This window comes from Alteribacillus sp. HJP-4 (genome assembly GCF_042139015.1).
GTDB lineage: Bacteria > Bacillota > Bacilli > Bacillales > Marinococcaceae > JBHIKY01.
The window spans coordinates 119,880-136,620 of the sequence record NZ_JBHIKY010000010.1; the positions used below are offsets into that span (position 1 = coordinate 119,880).

General features: G+C 38.7%; 21 protein-coding genes, 3 pseudogenes and 1 riboswitch. Of the genes and pseudogenes, 13 read left to right on the forward strand and 11 right to left on the reverse strand.

Features of this window, described 5'->3' with window-relative positions:
- The first annotated feature begins 4 nt into the window (after nucleotides 1–4).
- The 4 genes from ACE4RR_RS11655 (at nucleotide 5) to ACE4RR_RS11670 (ending at nucleotide 1,789) form a co-directional block, all read left to right on the forward strand.
- A complete protein-coding gene (locus tag ACE4RR_RS11655) occupies nucleotides 5–832 on the forward strand; it encodes a hypothetical protein (RefSeq protein ID WP_375535590.1) in 828 nt (275 codons plus the stop codon).
- A 16-nt stretch (nucleotides 833–848) separates the two neighbouring features.
- Nucleotides 849–1,130: a glutaredoxin family protein gene (locus tag ACE4RR_RS11660; protein WP_375535591.1), complete on the forward strand. Its 282-nt coding sequence runs from the start codon at nucleotides 849–851 to the stop codon at nucleotides 1,128–1,130.
- Nucleotides 1,131–1,225: 95 nt separating this feature from the next.
- Nucleotides 1,226–1,435, forward strand: coding sequence for a copper chaperone CopZ (gene copZ / locus ACE4RR_RS11665; RefSeq protein ID WP_375535592.1), 210 nt, complete (start codon nucleotides 1,226–1,228; stop codon nucleotides 1,433–1,435).
- Between the two features lie 72 nt (nucleotides 1,436–1,507).
- A complete protein-coding gene (locus ACE4RR_RS11670) occupies nucleotides 1,508–1,789 on the forward strand; it encodes a metal-sensitive transcriptional regulator (RefSeq protein WP_375535593.1) in 282 nt (93 codons plus the stop codon).
- 155 nt (nucleotides 1,790–1,944) lie between these two features.
- On the opposite strand, the gene ACE4RR_RS11675 is transcribed toward ACE4RR_RS11670, so the two are convergent.
- Nucleotides 1,945–2,427, reverse strand: coding sequence for a tyrosine-type recombinase/integrase (locus ACE4RR_RS11675; protein ID WP_375535594.1), 483 nt, complete (start codon nucleotides 2,425–2,427; stop codon nucleotides 1,945–1,947).
- On the opposite strand from ACE4RR_RS11675, the pseudogene ACE4RR_RS11680 reads away from it, so the two are divergent.
- Nucleotides 2,369–4,057, forward strand: a pseudogene (locus ACE4RR_RS11680) (DUF4158 domain-containing protein); the annotation flags it as partial. The gene ACE4RR_RS11675 and the pseudogene ACE4RR_RS11680 sit on opposite strands and share 59 nt — an antisense overlap.
- A 306-nt stretch (nucleotides 4,058–4,363) precedes the next feature.
- On the opposite strand, the gene ACE4RR_RS11685 reads toward ACE4RR_RS11680, so the two are convergent.
- The 3 genes and pseudogenes from ACE4RR_RS11685 to ACE4RR_RS11695 form a co-directional block, all read right to left on the reverse strand.
- On the reverse strand, nucleotides 4,364–5,416 hold the full coding sequence (locus ACE4RR_RS11685) for a homocysteine S-methyltransferase family protein (RefSeq protein WP_375535595.1): 1,053 nt from the start codon (nucleotides 5,414–5,416) through the stop codon (nucleotides 4,364–4,366).
- A 94-nt stretch (nucleotides 5,417–5,510) separates the two neighbouring features.
- On the reverse strand, nucleotides 5,511–6,431 hold the full coding sequence (locus ACE4RR_RS11690; protein ID WP_375535596.1) for a LysR family transcriptional regulator: 921 nt from the start codon (nucleotides 6,429–6,431) through the stop codon (nucleotides 5,511–5,513).
- A gap of 161 nt (nucleotides 6,432–6,592) precedes the next feature.
- Nucleotides 6,593–7,084, reverse strand: a pseudogene (locus ACE4RR_RS11695) (transposase); the annotation flags it as partial.
- Nucleotides 7,085–7,461: 377 nt separating this feature from the next.
- On the opposite strand from ACE4RR_RS11695, the pseudogene ACE4RR_RS11700 reads away from it, so the two are divergent.
- A pseudogene (locus ACE4RR_RS11700) lies at nucleotides 7,462–7,608 on the forward strand (Tn3 family transposase); the annotation flags it as partial.
- 328 nt (nucleotides 7,609–7,936) lie between these two features.
- On the opposite strand, the gene ACE4RR_RS11705 reads toward ACE4RR_RS11700, so the two are convergent.
- The 4 genes from ACE4RR_RS11705 to ACE4RR_RS11720 all read right to left on the reverse strand — a co-directional run bounded on the left by ACE4RR_RS11705 (nucleotide 7,937) and on the right by ACE4RR_RS11720 (nucleotide 10,680).
- The gene (locus ACE4RR_RS11705) at nucleotides 7,937–8,368 is read right to left on the reverse strand and encodes a Fur family transcriptional regulator (RefSeq protein ID WP_375535597.1); all 432 of its coding nucleotides are present in this window, start codon (nucleotides 8,366–8,368) and stop codon (nucleotides 7,937–7,939) included.
- An 84-nt stretch (nucleotides 8,369–8,452) separates the two neighbouring features.
- Nucleotides 8,453–9,241, reverse strand: a complete 789-nt coding sequence (locus ACE4RR_RS11710; protein ID WP_375535598.1) for an MBL fold metallo-hydrolase — start codon at nucleotides 9,239–9,241, stop codon at nucleotides 8,453–8,455.
- A 44-nt stretch (nucleotides 9,242–9,285) separates the two neighbouring features.
- Nucleotides 9,286–10,275: a CobW family GTP-binding protein gene (locus ACE4RR_RS11715; protein WP_375535599.1), complete on the reverse strand. Its 990-nt coding sequence runs from the start codon at nucleotides 10,273–10,275 to the stop codon at nucleotides 9,286–9,288.
- Nucleotides 10,276–10,290: 15 nt separating this feature from the next.
- Nucleotides 10,291–10,680: a (2Fe-2S) ferredoxin domain-containing protein gene (locus ACE4RR_RS11720; protein WP_375535600.1), complete on the reverse strand. Its 390-nt coding sequence runs from the start codon at nucleotides 10,678–10,680 to the stop codon at nucleotides 10,291–10,293.
- A 144-nt stretch (nucleotides 10,681–10,824) separates the two neighbouring features.
- On the opposite strand from ACE4RR_RS11720, the gene ACE4RR_RS11725 reads away from it, so the two are divergent.
- Both ACE4RR_RS11725 and ACE4RR_RS11730 read left to right on the forward strand, forming a co-directional pair.
- A complete protein-coding gene (locus ACE4RR_RS11725) occupies nucleotides 10,825–11,172 on the forward strand; it encodes a hypothetical protein (RefSeq protein WP_375535601.1) in 348 nt (115 codons plus the stop codon).
- A 44-nt stretch (nucleotides 11,173–11,216) separates the two neighbouring features.
- Nucleotides 11,217–11,732, forward strand: a complete 516-nt coding sequence (locus tag ACE4RR_RS11730; RefSeq protein ID WP_375535602.1) for a MogA/MoaB family molybdenum cofactor biosynthesis protein — start codon at nucleotides 11,217–11,219, stop codon at nucleotides 11,730–11,732.
- Between the two features lie 108 nt (nucleotides 11,733–11,840).
- On the opposite strand, the gene ACE4RR_RS11735 is transcribed toward ACE4RR_RS11730, so the two are convergent.
- From ACE4RR_RS11735 to ACE4RR_RS11745, 3 genes are read right to left on the reverse strand one after another with little or no spacing between them, the layout of a single operon-like run.
- Nucleotides 11,841–12,110, reverse strand: a complete 270-nt coding sequence (locus ACE4RR_RS11735; protein ID WP_375535603.1) for a GTP cyclohydrolase, FolE2/MptA family — start codon at nucleotides 12,108–12,110, stop codon at nucleotides 11,841–11,843.
- A complete protein-coding gene (locus ACE4RR_RS11740) occupies nucleotides 12,100–12,600 on the reverse strand; it encodes a GTP cyclohydrolase, FolE2/MptA family (protein ID WP_375535613.1) in 501 nt (166 codons plus the stop codon). Before ACE4RR_RS11740 ends, ACE4RR_RS11735 begins: the two co-directional genes overlap by 11 nt.
- Nucleotides 12,601–12,614: 14 nt before the next feature.
- Nucleotides 12,615–13,556, reverse strand: coding sequence for a CobW family GTP-binding protein (locus ACE4RR_RS11745; RefSeq protein ID WP_375535614.1), 942 nt, complete (start codon nucleotides 13,554–13,556; stop codon nucleotides 12,615–12,617).
- Nucleotides 13,557–13,947: 391 nt separating this feature from the next.
- Between ACE4RR_RS11745 and ACE4RR_RS11750 the strand changes: the two genes are divergently transcribed.
- The 5 genes from ACE4RR_RS11750 (at nucleotide 13,948) to ACE4RR_RS11770 (ending at nucleotide 16,244) form a co-directional block, all read left to right on the forward strand.
- Nucleotides 13,948–14,148 carry a CobW C-terminal domain-containing protein gene (locus ACE4RR_RS11750; protein WP_375535615.1) on the forward strand — a complete coding sequence of 67 codons (201 nt, stop codon included), beginning with the start codon at nucleotides 13,948–13,950 and terminating at the stop codon, nucleotides 14,146–14,148.
- A gap of 26 nt (nucleotides 14,149–14,174) precedes the next feature.
- A complete protein-coding gene (rpsN, locus tag ACE4RR_RS11755; protein ID WP_375535604.1) occupies nucleotides 14,175–14,423 on the forward strand; it encodes a 30S ribosomal protein S14 in 249 nt (82 codons plus the stop codon).
- A gap of 76 nt (nucleotides 14,424–14,499) precedes the next feature.
- On the forward strand, nucleotides 14,500–14,940 hold the full coding sequence (gene sufU / locus ACE4RR_RS11760) for a Fe-S cluster assembly sulfur transfer protein SufU (RefSeq protein WP_375535605.1): 441 nt from the start codon (nucleotides 14,500–14,502) through the stop codon (nucleotides 14,938–14,940).
- A gap of 655 nt (nucleotides 14,941–15,595) precedes the next feature.
- A complete protein-coding gene (locus tag ACE4RR_RS11765) occupies nucleotides 15,596–16,033 on the forward strand; it encodes an N-acetylmuramoyl-L-alanine amidase family protein (protein WP_375535616.1) in 438 nt (145 codons plus the stop codon).
- On the forward strand, nucleotides 16,014–16,244 hold the full coding sequence (locus ACE4RR_RS11770; RefSeq protein ID WP_375535606.1) for a peptidoglycan-binding domain-containing protein: 231 nt from the start codon (nucleotides 16,014–16,016) through the stop codon (nucleotides 16,242–16,244). The genes ACE4RR_RS11765 and ACE4RR_RS11770 overlap by 20 nt, the downstream gene beginning before the upstream one ends.
- A 146-nt stretch (nucleotides 16,245–16,390) precedes the next feature.
- Nucleotides 16,391–16,495, forward strand: a riboswitch (TPP riboswitch).
- The last annotated feature ends 246 nt before the right edge of the window (nucleotides 16,496–16,741 follow it).

A 16,741-nucleotide genomic window follows, 5' to 3' on the forward strand; every position in this document is an offset into this window, starting at 1 on the left:
GAAAATGAAAATTAAAACATGGGTTATAGGTGGTATCGTCTATCTGGTAATGGTTGTGGCAGGATATAGTGTCGTTACAGGAGAGAACCCACTAAACAGCGGAGAGATGAACCATGGGGATCATGAGGGACAACAGGAAGAGCAAGATCATGGGGAACATTCAAATGATGAGGTAGATCATAGTGAACATGGTTCAAGTAGCGAATCTCAAGTGCAAACTGATGTGACCTATAAAGAAGGACGGTTAATCGTGAGTTTAGAAGACGATGAAGGAAACGTACCTCAACTGGAAGAAAATCACGAAAAATTGATGCATCTTATAGTGGTTTCTACTAACTTAGAAGACTACGTTCACTTACATCCTGAGATAGATGAAAACAACATGTATCTCTCAGAAGTGACCTTAGAACCTGGATATTACAAAGCGTTTGTTGATATTAGTCCCAAAGATAAAAAGTATCGGGTAGAAGAAAACGAGCTTTCTGTAGGTGACTTGGAAGAAAACGAAGCTCATTTGACGCCGACCTCATATACACAAGATGTGGCTGAAAAGAAGGTGACATTGGAGGCTTCCGGATTATCTACTGACGAAACTAGTGTGCTTTCCTTTGATTTACACGGTGAAATACCACTTCCTTATTTAGGAGCATTAGGACATGTTGTAATCTTGAATGAATCAGCAGATGAATTTATACACGTACATCCAACTTCTGAAACTGAAACAACATTTGAAACACACTTTGATACGCCCGGTATGTATAAAGTTTGGGCAGAATTTAATTTTGAAGACGAGGGTGTAGTGGTCTTTCCTTATGTAATAGAAGTTAATTAAAAATGAGGTGGTTTAATTGTATACCTTGGAACTCTATACTCACCCATGGTGTTCTGACTGTAAAGCTAGTAAAGAGTATTTAAAACAACAACAAGTAAAATTTATTGAACACAACTTAAGTGAAACACCCGAAACAGAGGAACAATTAAAAGATTTAACAGGTAGTAGAGTGGTTCCGGGTTTTGTATTTAGGAAGAATTCTGTACTTGGTAAACTTAAAAAACCTATAGTTTTTACCGGGTATAAACAAAACCTCGAAAAGATTCAATCTTTAGTGAGGAAATTGAAACGAATATAAGGGAGGTGATGTACAAAAGGAGGAATTTAATCTATTAAAACTCATGATTACTTTGAATGAATAAAGTTCATAACTATAAAAAAGGAGAGATTTTAATGAAATCAGTAACGTTAAAAGTGGAAGGAATGTCTTGTGGCCATTGCGTCAACTCTATTGAGGGCTCTGTAAGTACATTAAACGGTGTTGACAAGGTGAAAGTAAACCTTGAAAGTAGTACAGTTGATGTATCGTTCAATGATAACGAAGTTACCCAAGATACTATTGAAAAAGCAATTGAAGAACAAGGATACGATGTAGCTTCGTAAGGGGTTTGGGATGGTGTATTATAACACCATCCCAAAATCCTTTTCTTCTTTAAATAAAAGGGGGAATTACTAATGGAAAAAGAACAGAAAACTATACAACCTAATAAACAAGCTCTCTTGAATCGATTAAAACGTGTGGAGGGACAGATTAGAGGCCTTCGAAGAATGATTGAAGAAGATAAATATTGTGTAGACATTCTATATCAAATTAGTGCAGTTGAATCAGCAATGAAGAAAGTCAGCCTTATGTTAATGGAAGATCATACAAAAAACTGTTTAGTGCGGGCTATTAAAAATGGTAATCAGGAAGACACGATTAATGAATTAATGGATGTTATCAAGAGAATGAAATAAAAATAATACACATCTAAAGTAAAGAAACGAATCTCCTCCTGATTTTTATAACTTTGTCTCTCGGTTTTATTTATAAAGGGTAAGTGGGAAAGCAAGCTAAAAAAGCGTTTTTAATAGATAACCCCCTTAATTTATCCTTACAATTTGATAACTTTTTATAGATTTAAATTTAAATACACGTTATCAAGATCATCTTGTGTCATACCAATATAGGCTAGCGTAACGCTTGATGCTGAATGGTTAAACAATTTTTGAAGAATAGAAAAATCCACCCCAGATTGATAAGCATGGTAGCCAAATGTTTTTCGTAATGTATGAGTCCCGATCCTCTCTTTTATTCCTACGGCTCTTGCCGCCTCATTAATAATTCGATAGGCTTGTTGTCGCTTTAATGCTTCTTTCCCTTTTCTTGAGCGAAATAACGGTTCGTTTTTTTCGTAATCTCTCGTCATCAAATACTCTCTGATTGATTTTTTGACGTATCTCCAATGGGGAAATCCTTGATTTTCCCTGTTTTTACTTCCCGAAGTGAGATACGATCCGTTAAACCAACTTTTTTTAGAACGGAGCTTTTTTATTGTGTATGCTCGAGTAAGAGAATTACTAACTTCTGAGGAACGGAAAACGTATATGTCCATACCCACTGAATTAGATGAATGGACTTTAGGTACATTCTTCACGCTAAGCCAACATGATTTAGATGTCATCTTTCGCCATAGAAAAGATTATAATCGTTTCGGTTTCGCGGTACAACTTTGTATTATTCGATTTTCAGGGTGGACGTTATCTGATATAGATGAAGTTTCTTCATATGTTATATCCTATATTGCTAAACAAATTAGAGTGGATCCAAATGAGTTTTCAAATTACGCAAGACGAGAAGCAACTAAATATGAGCATTTGGTAGAAATCCGTAAGGAATATGACTATCAAACGTTTTCAATTCCAGCATATCGCCAACTTTCTAGACTTCTATTCGATGATGCTATGGCTAACGGAAACCCTATTCACCTTATACAGACGGCCATTCAGATCGTGCGGAAATGGAAAGTTATTCTACCAAGTATGGCCACCATTGAAAGAGTAGTCTGGGAAACACGAAAACGAACGGAACAACATATTTTTCATCACTTTAACGACTCCTTAACGTCATTTCAACTTGAAAAGCTGGATCGCTTACTATCTCCAATGCCTAATGATAATGGAAAAACATATTTATCATGGTTAAGAGAGATCCCAGGGCAATCATCTCCAGATGCCTGTTTAAAAGTGATAGAGCGATTAGAATACATTAAAACACTTCAACTTACAGTAATAACTGAGTCTATACACCCCAATCGATTGCGCCAACTATCTAAAATAGGCGCTAGATATGAACCCCATTCCTTTCGACGCTGCACCAAAGAAAAAAGATATGCGATATTAGTCGCTTATTTACTTCATCTGAATCAAGATTTAATTGATCAATCATTTGAAATTCACGACAGACAAATCCTGACCCTCCAAGCGAAAGGACGTAGAGCTCAAGAGGAACTTCAAAAGAAGAACGGGAAATCAGTAAATGAAAAGGTTATCCATTACGCTCGCTTAGGTGAGGCTCTTATAAAGGCACGCGAAGAAAAGCTAGATCCTTTTACAACCTTAGAAACCATCATGCCATGGGAACAGTTTGTTAGTTCTATTGAGGAAGCTAAGGATTTGTCTAGACCGATCAATTATGATTATTTAGATCTTTTAGAAAGTCGCTTTTTTTACTTGCGGAAATATACACCGACTCTACTAAGGGCACTTGAATTCCGTTCAACTAAATTCAGTCAGCCATTAATGAAAGCATTAGATACTATTCGTGAAATGAATGAAACTAATAAGCGCAAAGTACCAGATGGTGCCCCCTTGGATTTTGTATCTAATCGCTGGCAAAAGCATGTCTACGAAGAAGACGGGACGATTAATCGGCAAAATTATGAAATGGCAGCACTAACGGAGCTTCGAAACCATGTTAGGTCAGGAGATATTTCCATTGCCGGGAGTCGACAACACAAAGACTTTGAGGATTATCTAATTTCCAAAAAAGAATGGGAAATTGCCTCTGCAATGAACGCAACAAGGATTGCTGTTAGCTTGTCAGTTGATAATTATCTCGAAGAACGACGATTTTCTTTATTAGAACGTATTCAACATGTCAAAGACAATATTCATAATTTAGAAGGAGCTAATCTGACGAATGGCAAACTTCACATTCAACGGCTTGAAAAAGATGTCCCGGAAAACATTTGTTCTCTGTTTTTCATTGTAGACATGCCTCCTCTGCTCCACTTTCTGAGGATTGGTTTCCATCCATAAGGAGTGATGATGTAGGTTCCAAGTTGGGAGAGGGAGGTCAGGTGAGTACGGCGGGCGTTTACGTATGCAATCTTTTGTACCAGCTTTTGCGGAGACCTTACCAGTCTTAAAAATGGATGCAGTTTCAGTTAATGAAGAATGCATCCATCTTGTTCAAATAAGAAGCGCCCGAGTAAAGCCATATTTATTATCGTTTTCCTGCTTACCATCTTTCAATGATCACCTTATGACTTATGCTTTTTTACTGTAGTTTAGATTATGACCCTTTAGCGTTTTATCTTTCCCGAATAAGAAGTGTTTCTCCATATCCGGTGAATATTTGGAATTAATGGTTTCGTATCCTATCGCTTCTGCTACTGCTCTGATCATCGCAGGTGAGGCCCCGCAGCAAAGACCAATATAATTAATACCAATATCTTTTGCTTCTTTCGCCCATTCCGCTAATTCGTACCGATTGTGATAAAGCGGGTCTAAGGATGTAGGGAACGTGGTTTCGGTCGGCAAGGAACAACTGCATCCTCCATCGGGCAAGTTGAAGAACGTCGGGTGTTCTTCTGTCGTGCGATATGGAATGGGCAATCCACCGACATATCCTTCTACCTCATTTCTAATTCCCTTCAAGTATGGCTGCATCGTATTTGGTCCGCGGAAACAGTTCATCCCAACCACTAACGCACCTTTTTCAGAAAGAATTTTACAGGATTCTTCAACGGTATAACCATCCCGCAGTATATTTTCGCCCATTAGCCCTAATGTAACGACTTCCGGCAGACCTTGTTTTTGAATTTCCTCTAGCGCAATAACGGCCTCTTCATGGTAATAAAAAGTTTCCGCATTTATAAAATCGACGCCTTCTTCTTTACACCACGTGGCCATTTCTGCAAATATACTTCTTACTTCTTCCGCAGAATCAGCATCTTCCGGATCAAAAATATTCGTATTCGAAATGTTGCCTGCAACTAACGCTTCTTCTGTAGGATGTTCTTTCGCCACTTCTTTCGCCAAACGAATCGCACTCCGGTTTAACGGCTCATGTAAATGTTCTTTACCTATAATTCTCATTTTTTCACGGTGGGCATTATAGGTGAAAGCTAAAACCACATCTGAACCGGCATTCATGTAATCTCGATATACTTGCTTTAAAACCTCCGGGTGCTCCAGCGCTACTTCTGGTACAAACGATCCTGCCTGTAAATAACTTCTGCGCTCCATTTCAAATAAATATCCTTCGGCTACAACGACTGTGCCTTCGTTTAATCTTTGTTCTAAACTTCTTTTCCCCACTGCTAACCCTCTCCTTTAGTAATGTAGAGTCAGTGTAGCATTGAATAATGGTATAGCATAACACGTAAATTCTATGCTTTGCCATAACTTTAACCTATAGCAAAGTTAGTTCTTCGGCAATCGTTTCCCTTAAGAAATTGATATAAATCGTTGCCAGCGGACTGTTTGCCACATTCTTATGTTGAATATACCCGACTGTAATGCTCTCATCCACCTTAAGCGGCACCGCCACAATATCATCGTCATTGATGTCATAACTGATTACCCCTGTGGAAATCGTGTATCCATTCAATCCTATCAGCAGGTTAAACAACGTGGCCCGGTCACTGACACGAATATTTTTGCGCCTTGAGATGGTGCTTAATATCTCCTCCGAGAAATGAAACGAATTATAGTCCCCTTGTTCAAATGACAAATACGGATAAGGATCCAAATCAGCTAAGGTAACATACTTCTGAGCCGCGAGTGGATTAGTTGAACTGATGAACACATGCGGCTTGGCCTGAAATAGCTCATGAAACGTTAAATTTCCTTCTCTCAGAAACTTCCGAATGACCTGTTGGTTAAAATCATTTACATACAAAATCCCAATTTCACTACGAAGGTTTTTTACATCATCAATGATTTCATACGTCCTCGTCTCTCGTAACGTAAACTCATATTCATCCCGATTATAATTTTTCAACAGCTTCACAAACGCACTGACCGCAAAGGCATAATGCTGGGCAGATACAGAGAAATGCTGCTGCGGGGATTGAGCCGTATTGGCATAGCGGTTTTCAAGCAAGTCTGTCTGTTCAATCACCTGCCTGGCGTAACCTAAAAACTCCGAACCCTCAGACGTAATAACAATCCCCTTATTCGTACGAGAAAAAATCGCAATCCCCAGTTCATTCTCCAATTCTTTAATCGCATTCGACAGACTCGGCTGACTAATAAACAATTGATGCGCAGCTTTACTAATCGATCGTTGCTTCGCCACTTCAATCACATATCCCAATTGTTGCAATGTCACTTAAATTCCTCCTTCCTTTGTTTTGAGATGGTGCGTAGACTTGGCTCTTCTCCATGCAATTCGAGCATGTAGCGGTATGGGAACATAAAAAACCTCCTGTAAACAAATGTCATGCCAAATGTAGGATATGTCCAGTTTTCTGGATTTCCTGAAATCATGTGCCTCACACAAGTAGGGGCAAAATGTCGATCAAACCCTACGGGTTCTGCCTCCCTTCGTTTGTTGTATGCGATGAGAGAATATTTGTTCATCGCATGGATTTGTTTATAAACAGGTTCATAATCATAGCCCGCATCCATCATGGCATAAGACCATTTATGTCTGGGGAAAAGATGGTTTATCCCTCTAAGTAAAGGAATAGCTGCTTTTCCATCATTTAAATTTCCGGAAGACATCATAGAATGAAGAATCATTTGACTGTTGGTGTCCACAGCTAAATGAACTTTGTATCCAAACCACCATACATTTTGACTCTCGCTGTTTTTCTTCACGCCCCAACGCGGAGGGAGAGGCATTTCCTTATGAAGGGTGTCATAAGGAACATCCAGCTGAGCTTCTATTCTTTTCTCAGAAAGAGGAAGCGATTCCTCTTTCTCTCTTTTTTCTTTTAACCATTGGTTTCGTTCAGCTTTGGGCTTACGCCCATAGTATTTACTCATATAAAGGAAAATTTTGTTGGAACAGGGAAAGGATAAAGCTTTATCTTATATTTATCTACTTTTTGCGAGAAGACTCCCGCTTCCTACGAAGTGTAAAGCTGGGAAGGGTGATTTGTCGCTCTTTCGGATTTTATTGTAATTAATTTACAACTATTGATATAATTGGAAAAAAAGTTCCCGAAAGGGGAGGTAATCGATAGTGGCAGTGCGTCAGGCATAAAAATTTCGCATCTATCCATACAAAACACAGTAAATGCTCATTCACAAAACATCGCCATTTCCTTCAGCTCGAGAACGCTGCCCGAAACATCCAAACCGAAGCCGTAAGGCTTCTAACCGTAGAGCTACGAGGTTAGCATGATAAATTAACTGGCTTGGCTAGGGCGATCTTCTTTGGAAAGCATGGGGAGTTAAGGGAACGAGCTTTACAAGATCAACTAAGAAGAGCAAGCGCATTAAACATTATAATCAATGCGATTAGTCTTTGGAACACCGTTTATCTTACAGAAGCCACGAATCATGTGGCCATACACACAACAATCCCTTTGATTACGTCTATAATGGTCATCTGCATCATAAGTATGAAGATCATTGGGATGAATGTCGAATTCCAGTAACAAATGTCAGTCCTGAAGTGTAAACGAAAGTCTTGGGGCTGTTCCCATAGTGAAGAGGGCGGGCATGAATTGGTTCCTCATGGAGATCATATGGATTTTTTAGTCAACGGACGGCTCCATCATGTTGATGAGGACCATTGTGATGAACATGGCCCTGTGGAAACGGTGACTTTATTGTAGGAATTATTTTTTCGATATGGATATCAGCTTTCAACGTTGGTATCTGTTTTTATGATGAAGTGGAACAAGTAGGACATCGCCCGTATATTTCGAACTTATGATCATATATGACATACCCATGAAGGGTAGCGTCTATATTTTCCATAGGACAAAAAGCTAACTTCGTCGTCCCGCCACATTCTGTGCAAATAAATCGATGCTCATGTCGATGTAAGGTATTTTTTAAATGGAATACACTTTTTCCGCAGTAAGATGAGGCATCAATAAAGCCTATTTCTTTAAATAAATGTAAGTTTCGATAAACCGTGTCTACACTTACGTTGCCCATCTTTTCTCGTAAGTACTCTAATATGGATCTAGCAGTGACAAACCTATTTCTTTGCTTTACAAAAAACGTTAACATCTCTAGGCGTTGAGGGGTACAATTGTACCCCTGTTGTTTTAAATGATTCTTAAATATTTTCCAATTCAAGAGCCTCATTCCTTCACGTTACATTTAATAGTGAATGGACTATTTTAGACAAAGCATATAGAAAGAAATATGAGGAAAGAGTACAATAACATTTTATAGTTCATGCGGTACCCATATCCATTTTTCTTTTCGCTTATTAATATATCCTAACCCAGGGAAGGGATAGTGACATGCGAATACCATCGCTGACATATCATGAGCCTTTTTCAGAAATTTTCTCCGAGTGTTTAATCCTTTTGCCGGTGACATTTCAGCGCTTATATGAGAAGGAAGATGTTGTAACGTAGCAGGATCATTTAGAATATCAGAAGCTATCAATAAATCGTTGTTTTCTGAATTCACATGAACACACAGATGTCCTGCTGTGTGACCGGGAGTGTGAATGATGCGAACACCCGGGAAAACCTCTGCGTCCTTAGGTAGTAACGTCAAGCAGTTTTTTAAAAGGAGTAAAATATTATGCTCCTGGGAAGAAGGATCTGATTCCCAGACGTCCCACTCCTCTTGTGACAAAACGTACTGGGCTTGTGGAAATACCGGCCTTTTACTATGGATAAGACCCCCTATGTGATCTAAATGTCCGTGTGTAATAATCACTGTTTGAATGTCACCAGGAGAGACATGTATTGTTTTTAAATGGTCTACCAATTTCCCTGCTACCGGGGCAAACGTTGATCCTAACCCAGCATCTATTAAAATTTTTTGAGTGCCGGTATCTATCAGTAAAACATTCAGCGGAGCATGATAATGGTTAGGAATATGACTCACGATGTGAGAAGGTGTATTAGCAAAGAAAAAGTTTTTCGTTACAGGGAAGGCTCCGTCAGAGATAGAGGTTAAATGAAATCTTCCCAATGAAAATGAGTGTGAGACAGGATTCATTTGCATTCCTTTCTTGGTACGATAATGTATTTATGTTGTCTGGTTTACTCCGCGATGCAATTATTAAATTGCTGTTGAAGCTGTTCTTTATCGAGATTTTTTCCAATGAATACAAGTTCACTTAGTCTTTTTTCAGACGAACGCCATTTTCGATCAGGGCTACCTGAAAATAACATATGAAGCCCTTGAAAGACGATTCGTTGATCCATTTTGTCAATGTGAAGAATGCCTTTATACCGCAGCAAATCTTCTCCTTTTTCTTGCACCAGATACCCCATCCACTTTTCAACTTTTTCTAAATCGAGTGGCCGTTCTTCTTTGAAAGCGACTGAAGTTACTTGATCATCATGATGATGGTGGTGGTGGTCTTCTAGAAAATGCGGATCAATTTCCAATTTTCGATTCACGTCAAATGAATAAATCCCTAAAATGCTTCTTAAATTGATTTGGCAGTAGTGAGCATTCATCCTCTTAGCTGCAGGATTGATATGAATAAGTCGTTTCTCCAAGGCAGTTATTTCCGCATTGGATAGCAAATCAGATTTATTCAAAATGATCATATCGGCAAAAGCAATTTGCTCTTGAGCCTCATCATGACTATCTAAGTGTTTAGTGATATGCTTGCTGTCTACAACGGTGACAATACTGTCTAAATCAAATATTCCCGAAAGCTTTTCATCCATGAAAAACGTTTGAGCAACAGGAGCCGGATCAGCTAATCCTGTGGTTTCGATGACGATTCGATCAAATTCAACTTTCCCTTCTTCCATCGAAAATACTAGGGTTCTTAATATACGAATCAAATCTCCCCGAACCGTGCAACAAATACATCCATTATTCATTTCAATGATTTCTTCATCGGCATTTACGACTAACTGGTTATCAATGCCCACTTCCCCATATTCATTTACAATTACTGCGATTTTCTGTTTATGCTTTTCTGTTAATATCCGATTTAACAGGGTGGTTTTTCCAGCGCCTAAATAGCCAGTGAGAATAGTGACAGGTATTTTTTTTGGTTTCGTAATAGGCATGTATATAACCTCCACTTAGAAGTTTTCAAAAGATTTCTTACCAAATTCATCGTTTTTAGGAAATCCCTTTTCTATGCCACACTGACGTTGAAATACGCCTTGATAAGTATGGCTTACTTTGTCTAGATAGTTGGTGTCCTCAAGAATCGATTTTATAAAAAGAGGAACATCTTCGGGGGTAACATTTTTGTACCAGGTCCCTTTTGGATAATGAATAACTACACATTTATCTTTACATCTCCCATTGCATTGCGTCCTTGTTGTATGAATCAATGGCTCTGCTTCTCGGTGTGAAATTTCTTTTCGAATAGCTTGTGTTAATGCCTCTGCCCCAAAATGATTGCAGCTGCCACCGTTGCAAATGAAAAGATGGTTTTTTGTGTGCTGTAAATCCCAAGTAGTCATAGAAGACCCCTTTTTCCAATAGAATAGTAAGTATTTATATCTCCTCTTACAAATCGTAATAATTCTTATTTATGAAGGTTAATTTATTTTTGAAAAAAAGTCAAGGCAGAGAATTAGAGGCATCATTCACAAAAATGAAAATTCATGATAGCATTTAATCGTAATGATTACGATCTATTGTTTATGATTACATGGAAAGGAGAGAGAGGTTTCATTTCATTGACCAAACCTCTTGTTATGAGTATGGAAGTATATATTAAACATTTATTTAAAAAACATTTGAAAAGCGAAAGGCGATACTGTTTTACGATAAACGAGACAATGCACTTGATAGACAGTGCCTTTATTATTCAGGAAATATTAGACTCCTCTCCAGAGGAACAAGAAGATATCAAAGAGATACTTGAAGACATGGATAAATCCGAGGAAAGTATTCATCATTTTTTGAAGCATCTTGCCACTATATATGTGATGGGCAACAGCCAAGCGTAAGACCGCATGTTATAACCGTTAAATACATAAAGGAGAGATTGTTTATGTCTGTTTCAAAGCATCGTGAAGAAGCTCCAGAAACATTAAATTGTATGGTAATCACGGTATCTGATACTCGCACAAAAGAAAATGATAAAAGTGGGAAAGTAGTAAGAGATGCTTTGAAATCCGTAGGTTACTTTATTCCGAAGTATCACGTGGTAAAAGACGAATATGAAGATATCCAACATCTAATTAAAGAGGGAGGAAATGGGGAGGACATAGATGCGATAATTATAAATGGAGGAACAGGTATAGCTGATCGGGATACTACCTTTGAAGCTGTCCGTGATTTGCTAGAAAAAGAGATGCCGGGATTTGGTGAATTGTTTCGTTATTTAAGTTATGTAGAAGATATAGGTTCTGCATCCATCTTGAGTCGCGCGGTAGCCGGTGTTTATCACCACAAAGCGATATTTTCTATGCCTGGTTCTTCTGGCGCTGTATGTTTAGCTATGGAGAGAATTATAGTACCAGAATTAGCTCACGTTGTTCGTGAAATTCGAAAAGACCTTTCATAGCAGTATTTATCCTATCAATACTAATTTTTGTGTTCACAACTCCCGGCTTCCCAAAAAAGGGGCCAGGGAGAATGTGATCTTATGGTTCGTAAATGAACAGGGGCGGCTTTATTTTCGATAGGACAGTTTCGCCGGAGCATTATGAAGATGAATGGATTCTTCGTTGCAACATTCTACTGAAAATCGCTGAATGGCTTCAGACTCATAAAGATCAGCACCTACCAATCGAGTCATATCTTCAACAAAACGTGGATTTTCATAAGCTTTTTCTGTCACTACTTTTTCATCTGGGCGCTTAAGAACTGAATGAATCCTTGCACTGGCATTGGATTCAGCCGCATGTAATAAGGTTTCTTTCCAGTTCTGTTCATATATCATCGTCACTCAATTCAACCGTCATGGTAATAAATCCTCGCTGATTATGAGCACCATATTCACTGATCTCTTTTGAACATGGACACAACGTCGTAATCCCGGCGGATAATTGAGCTTCATGAGAAAATCCAGAGATTGAGTTATACGTTACTTTCTTCGAAGCCACTGCTTTCATTAATCCTGTTTTTTCACTTTGTGACGCCCGCCGCTCAAAAAACCACGGGTACGTGACTTCTGCGGATTTCTGGTCCATCCGCTCTGTCAGTTCTTTGGTAAATGTGTAGAGATGGGGAAAATCAATGATCCACCCTTTTTTATGATAATGATCAAGCTGTTCTGTGAGTCGGCTCATATTAATTCCCCGGGAATGACGGCCCAAATGGGTACTCATTGTGAAATCTGCGACCGTACTTTGTTTGGTGGAAGAGTGCTCGGCTGGTATAGTAACTGGATATTGGACGTTGCAAACCCCAACGCTTTCTAAATCGTGAATTTATTGAATGCTAACTATAACGTTTGTAGTGCATGCTTAATTCTATCTTTCTGAAGATCTTCGCCTATCATCACTAAGACCGGGGTGACGTTTCGTCTTTGTAGATAGGGTTCGAGTGCCAGCCCTCCGTGAGAATAGTTCAATAAGACAATCTCCGGACTGTTCGTAAAAACGACAAAACCCTTCATTCGATAAATATTGGATTGGAATGTATTGACCCAATTAGAAAATTTTAAGCGGCTGATTGGCTTGAGTATAGGTAGGGTGATCGAATGAAGATGCAAATCCTCGTCTACGCGAACGTCATGATTTGACGGACGCTCCCATTTTGAATAAGAAGAAAATGTACTTTCTATAAATAATAAAGAGAAGTCTATTACAGCGTAATTCGTATCAATCCTTTTTGCCTTAGGGTTTAATTGGGCCACCTCCTCATGAACGTTAACTAATTCATGGTGGCTTATTTTCCCTTTCTTATTAAGAATAATTATGTCCGCATATTTCACTTGTTCTTTCATTAGTTTGCGTACTTTTATACTCCCTTTGCCATCTATCCATTGTTTTGTATCCACCATGGTGATGACTGCTTTTATATTTACTTGGTCCGCGATAAAAGGATGTGTGCAGGCATTAATTACATCCACTGGATGAGCCACCCCAGTAGCTTCAATATATACGGCATCTAATGGGCGTTCTTTTAACAATTCATCTAATTGATGACTGAGCTGCCCTTGAATGGTGCAGCAGATGCAACCGTTTAACAATTCTTTCAAAAGAGTGTTCTCTGGTACTGCTGTGAAATCAATGCTTTGATCTCCGAATTCATTCAAAAACACAGCAACGTTTCTTCCAAGCTCTTTTTCTTTTTGAAGCAGTTGTTGAAGCAGGGTACTTTTCCCACTCCCTAAAAAACCACTTAATACAATGATTTCTGTTTGGTGATGATGTCGAATAATAACCCCTCCATTTTTAAACGATTTTTAACGCTCAAACTTGTTAATAATGCATTAATAAGAATTATTCTTATTTACGATAAGGGAATCTCTTCTGAAAGTCAAACAAAAATCTGAGAGACGAGAATAAGGTCCACAGCCTCCAAATTTACAAATCGTAATCATTACGATATACTTCTGGTTATCGAATCATAATCATAACGAAAGAGTGGATGTACTATATGAAGACAAAGTTAGTCAAGATACTGTTTTTTTCCGTGGTTGTTATTATGGGGGGGAATGCCTGGGCTGGCAGAGAAGCAACCCAATAAGTGATGGCTTCCAGCGTGATGGAAGAACCGGCTTGAGATAACATAAAAGCCATGGTGTTATGCGTCGACAGCCACTAGTGGAAATGACAAGGAACGATCCATCTTTGCAACAAGAATTAAAATCTTTTGAGCATGGGGATAGAAAAATAGAACTTGTGTTTATTGGTATCGGTCTTAATAAAGAAGAGTTGGAGGAGTCACTTGACCGCTGTCTTCTTCAACCAGATGAGCTGAATTTTTGGAAAAAGAACAACAAAAGAAAACTATCAACAGTATCCGATTGATTGAATAACTGAATGGAGGAATTAAAATGGCTAAAAAAGCAAAAGTGGTCAAAGAGAAAAAACGACAAGAATTAGTTAAAAAATATGCGACGATTCGAAGGGAATTAAAAGAAAAAGGAGATTACAAGGCTTTGAGAAAGTTGCCAAGGGATTCTTCTCCTACGCGATTACACAACCGTTGTGAGATTTCAGGCAGGCCAAGAGGTTACATGCGAACATTTGAAATGTCACGTATCACTTTCAGGGAGTTGGCCCAAAAAGGTCAATTACCCTGAGTAAAAAAATCAAGCTGGTAAATTACTTGAATTACAATCGTTTTACCATCTTATGCGATAGGAGGAAAAATGCCTTATGCTAGAAAATCTTTATAGAACAGTCGTGATGGAACACGCGAAGCATCGAAAGAACGTAGGGATTCTATCAGGGGAAGACGTCCACAAAGTGTACTATAAAAACCCTACTTGTGGGGATGTCATCACCCTGTATATAAAAGTAAAGGAAGATGCGATCAGAGATGTTTCCTTTGAAGGGGAAGGCTGCAGCATAAGCATGGCCTCCTCTTCTATGATGACGGAGCTCATCAAAAACGAAGATCTGGAAAAAGTGAAATCAAAGCGGTTGGCATTTGAGAAACTTATTCGAGAAGGAAAAGAGACTCAAGATCAAGATTTAGGAGAGGCCTTAGCTTTAGAAGGCGTTCATAAACTTCGTGCACGTCACAACTGTGCACTGATGGCGTGGCAAGCTTTAGATAAAGTCTTAGAAAACGCATACAATTATAATTTTTCATGATGTTTTTAATTTATCTCCTTATAAAGCTGGAACGGGCCAAGCCCGTTTCTGCTTTATTTGGTGTGCCAGGTATGCGAACTCACTTTAGGGTGACCACTTTTTCGTCTTTATAAAAAATGACGTTATGGAATTAGTTTCTTCCTATTAATGTAATACTCTTTTGAAAAAAATTACCGAAATTTTTCTACGAAAATACCTATTTATCTACTTCTTTTCAACGCTTTCCGCATAAAGGTAACAGGTCTATGCGTTAGACACTGTTGCCTTTTTTCGATGGGACTACGTAAAAAATAATAGAATGTTTAGGATAATACCTCATTTGCAGAAATGATATGGAACAAATGGAGGATCTTTTTTCGAAGATCGAAATCATATCTGAGAGCTCAACTCATTTTAAGAATTTAGCCAAGAATTACTCTTTTACAATCAAAGTAAAAAATATTCCTACGACTGTGCTCATGAACGGTCAATATTTAATACATATGAGTAATATATTTACGGGAAGTAAGTAACTCTATTAAAGTTATTAAATTATAAATATTTCCCAAACAATAGAATTATATCGGTACAAAGGGAAGAAGGTGAAAAAAATACCTACGAGAATATTCATTGATCCAGGACATGGCGGAAATGACCCAGGCGCAAATGGAAATGGATTTATAAAAAACATTTTAATTTAGAAGTGGGTTTAAAAATAAGAGAAATGCTGCAGAAAGAATATGAAGACGTGGATGTGAGGATGAGTCGGACGAATGACTCGTTTATTTCTCTAGAACGTCGAAGTAGAATGGCTGTGGAATGGGGAGCGGATGGATTTGTTTCCGTTCATTTTAATGCGGCTTCTATTGGAGCAAGCGGCACCGAAACGTATATGCACAGTAATTCTAACCTTCCAGGATTACGTAATAATCTGCATTCCTCGATACTGACAGCGCTGAGAACTCAAGGCACAGTTAATGACAGAGGTATGAAAAGGGCGAATTTCGCTGTTTTAAGAGGCACTTATCAAAAGGATGAGAACGGCCCTCATAGAATCACTATTTCTAACCAACCAAAGAGACGCTTCGTTACTCATGCTGCCTGGAACTATTGATTCCATCGTGTCAGGGCATGTGGACGGCATTGTCAAAGAATTTAATTTAAGAAAAGCGGTAGTCGATCGGGATACTCTTCAACAAGGTGACCAGGGGGAGCTCGTGAGACAACTGCAGGAGGATCTATTAAAAGTAGGCGAGAAACTTCCTAATTTCGGGGCTGATGGAATTTTTGGGGAAGAAACTACAGCCGCCGTACGTTCCTTTTAATAAAAACACGGGATGATAGTGGATGGCATTGCAGGTCCGCAAACGTTTCTAGGAAGTGGTATTTTTGTCTAAAGAGTGTTACTATGAGATTGCGGTATCTATTACCCGGTCACTATGTTTAATTCCCGGATAACAACTTAATCAGAATACTTCACTGGGGGAGCCATGAATTGGCTGAGAGAAGCTTGGAGCTTTGACCCTTATAACCTGATCTAGATCATACTAGCGGAGGGAAGTGAAGCGAGTGGAATCTTTCTTTCTATTATCTATATCCAATAATAATAGCTCGCTCCTTCGCGTGAAGGGGTGGGCTATTTTATTTTGGAAAGGAGCAAGTATTATGAATAACAATTTAGTTCGGTTATGGGATGAAGTGGATGAAAGAGAAGAAGAAATTCTAACCATATTGTCCGATTTGGTATCCTACCCAACATTGAGTCCGCCTGCCAGAAATGCGGAGAAAGCTCAAGAGTACATGGGCGATAAACTGAAAGGTC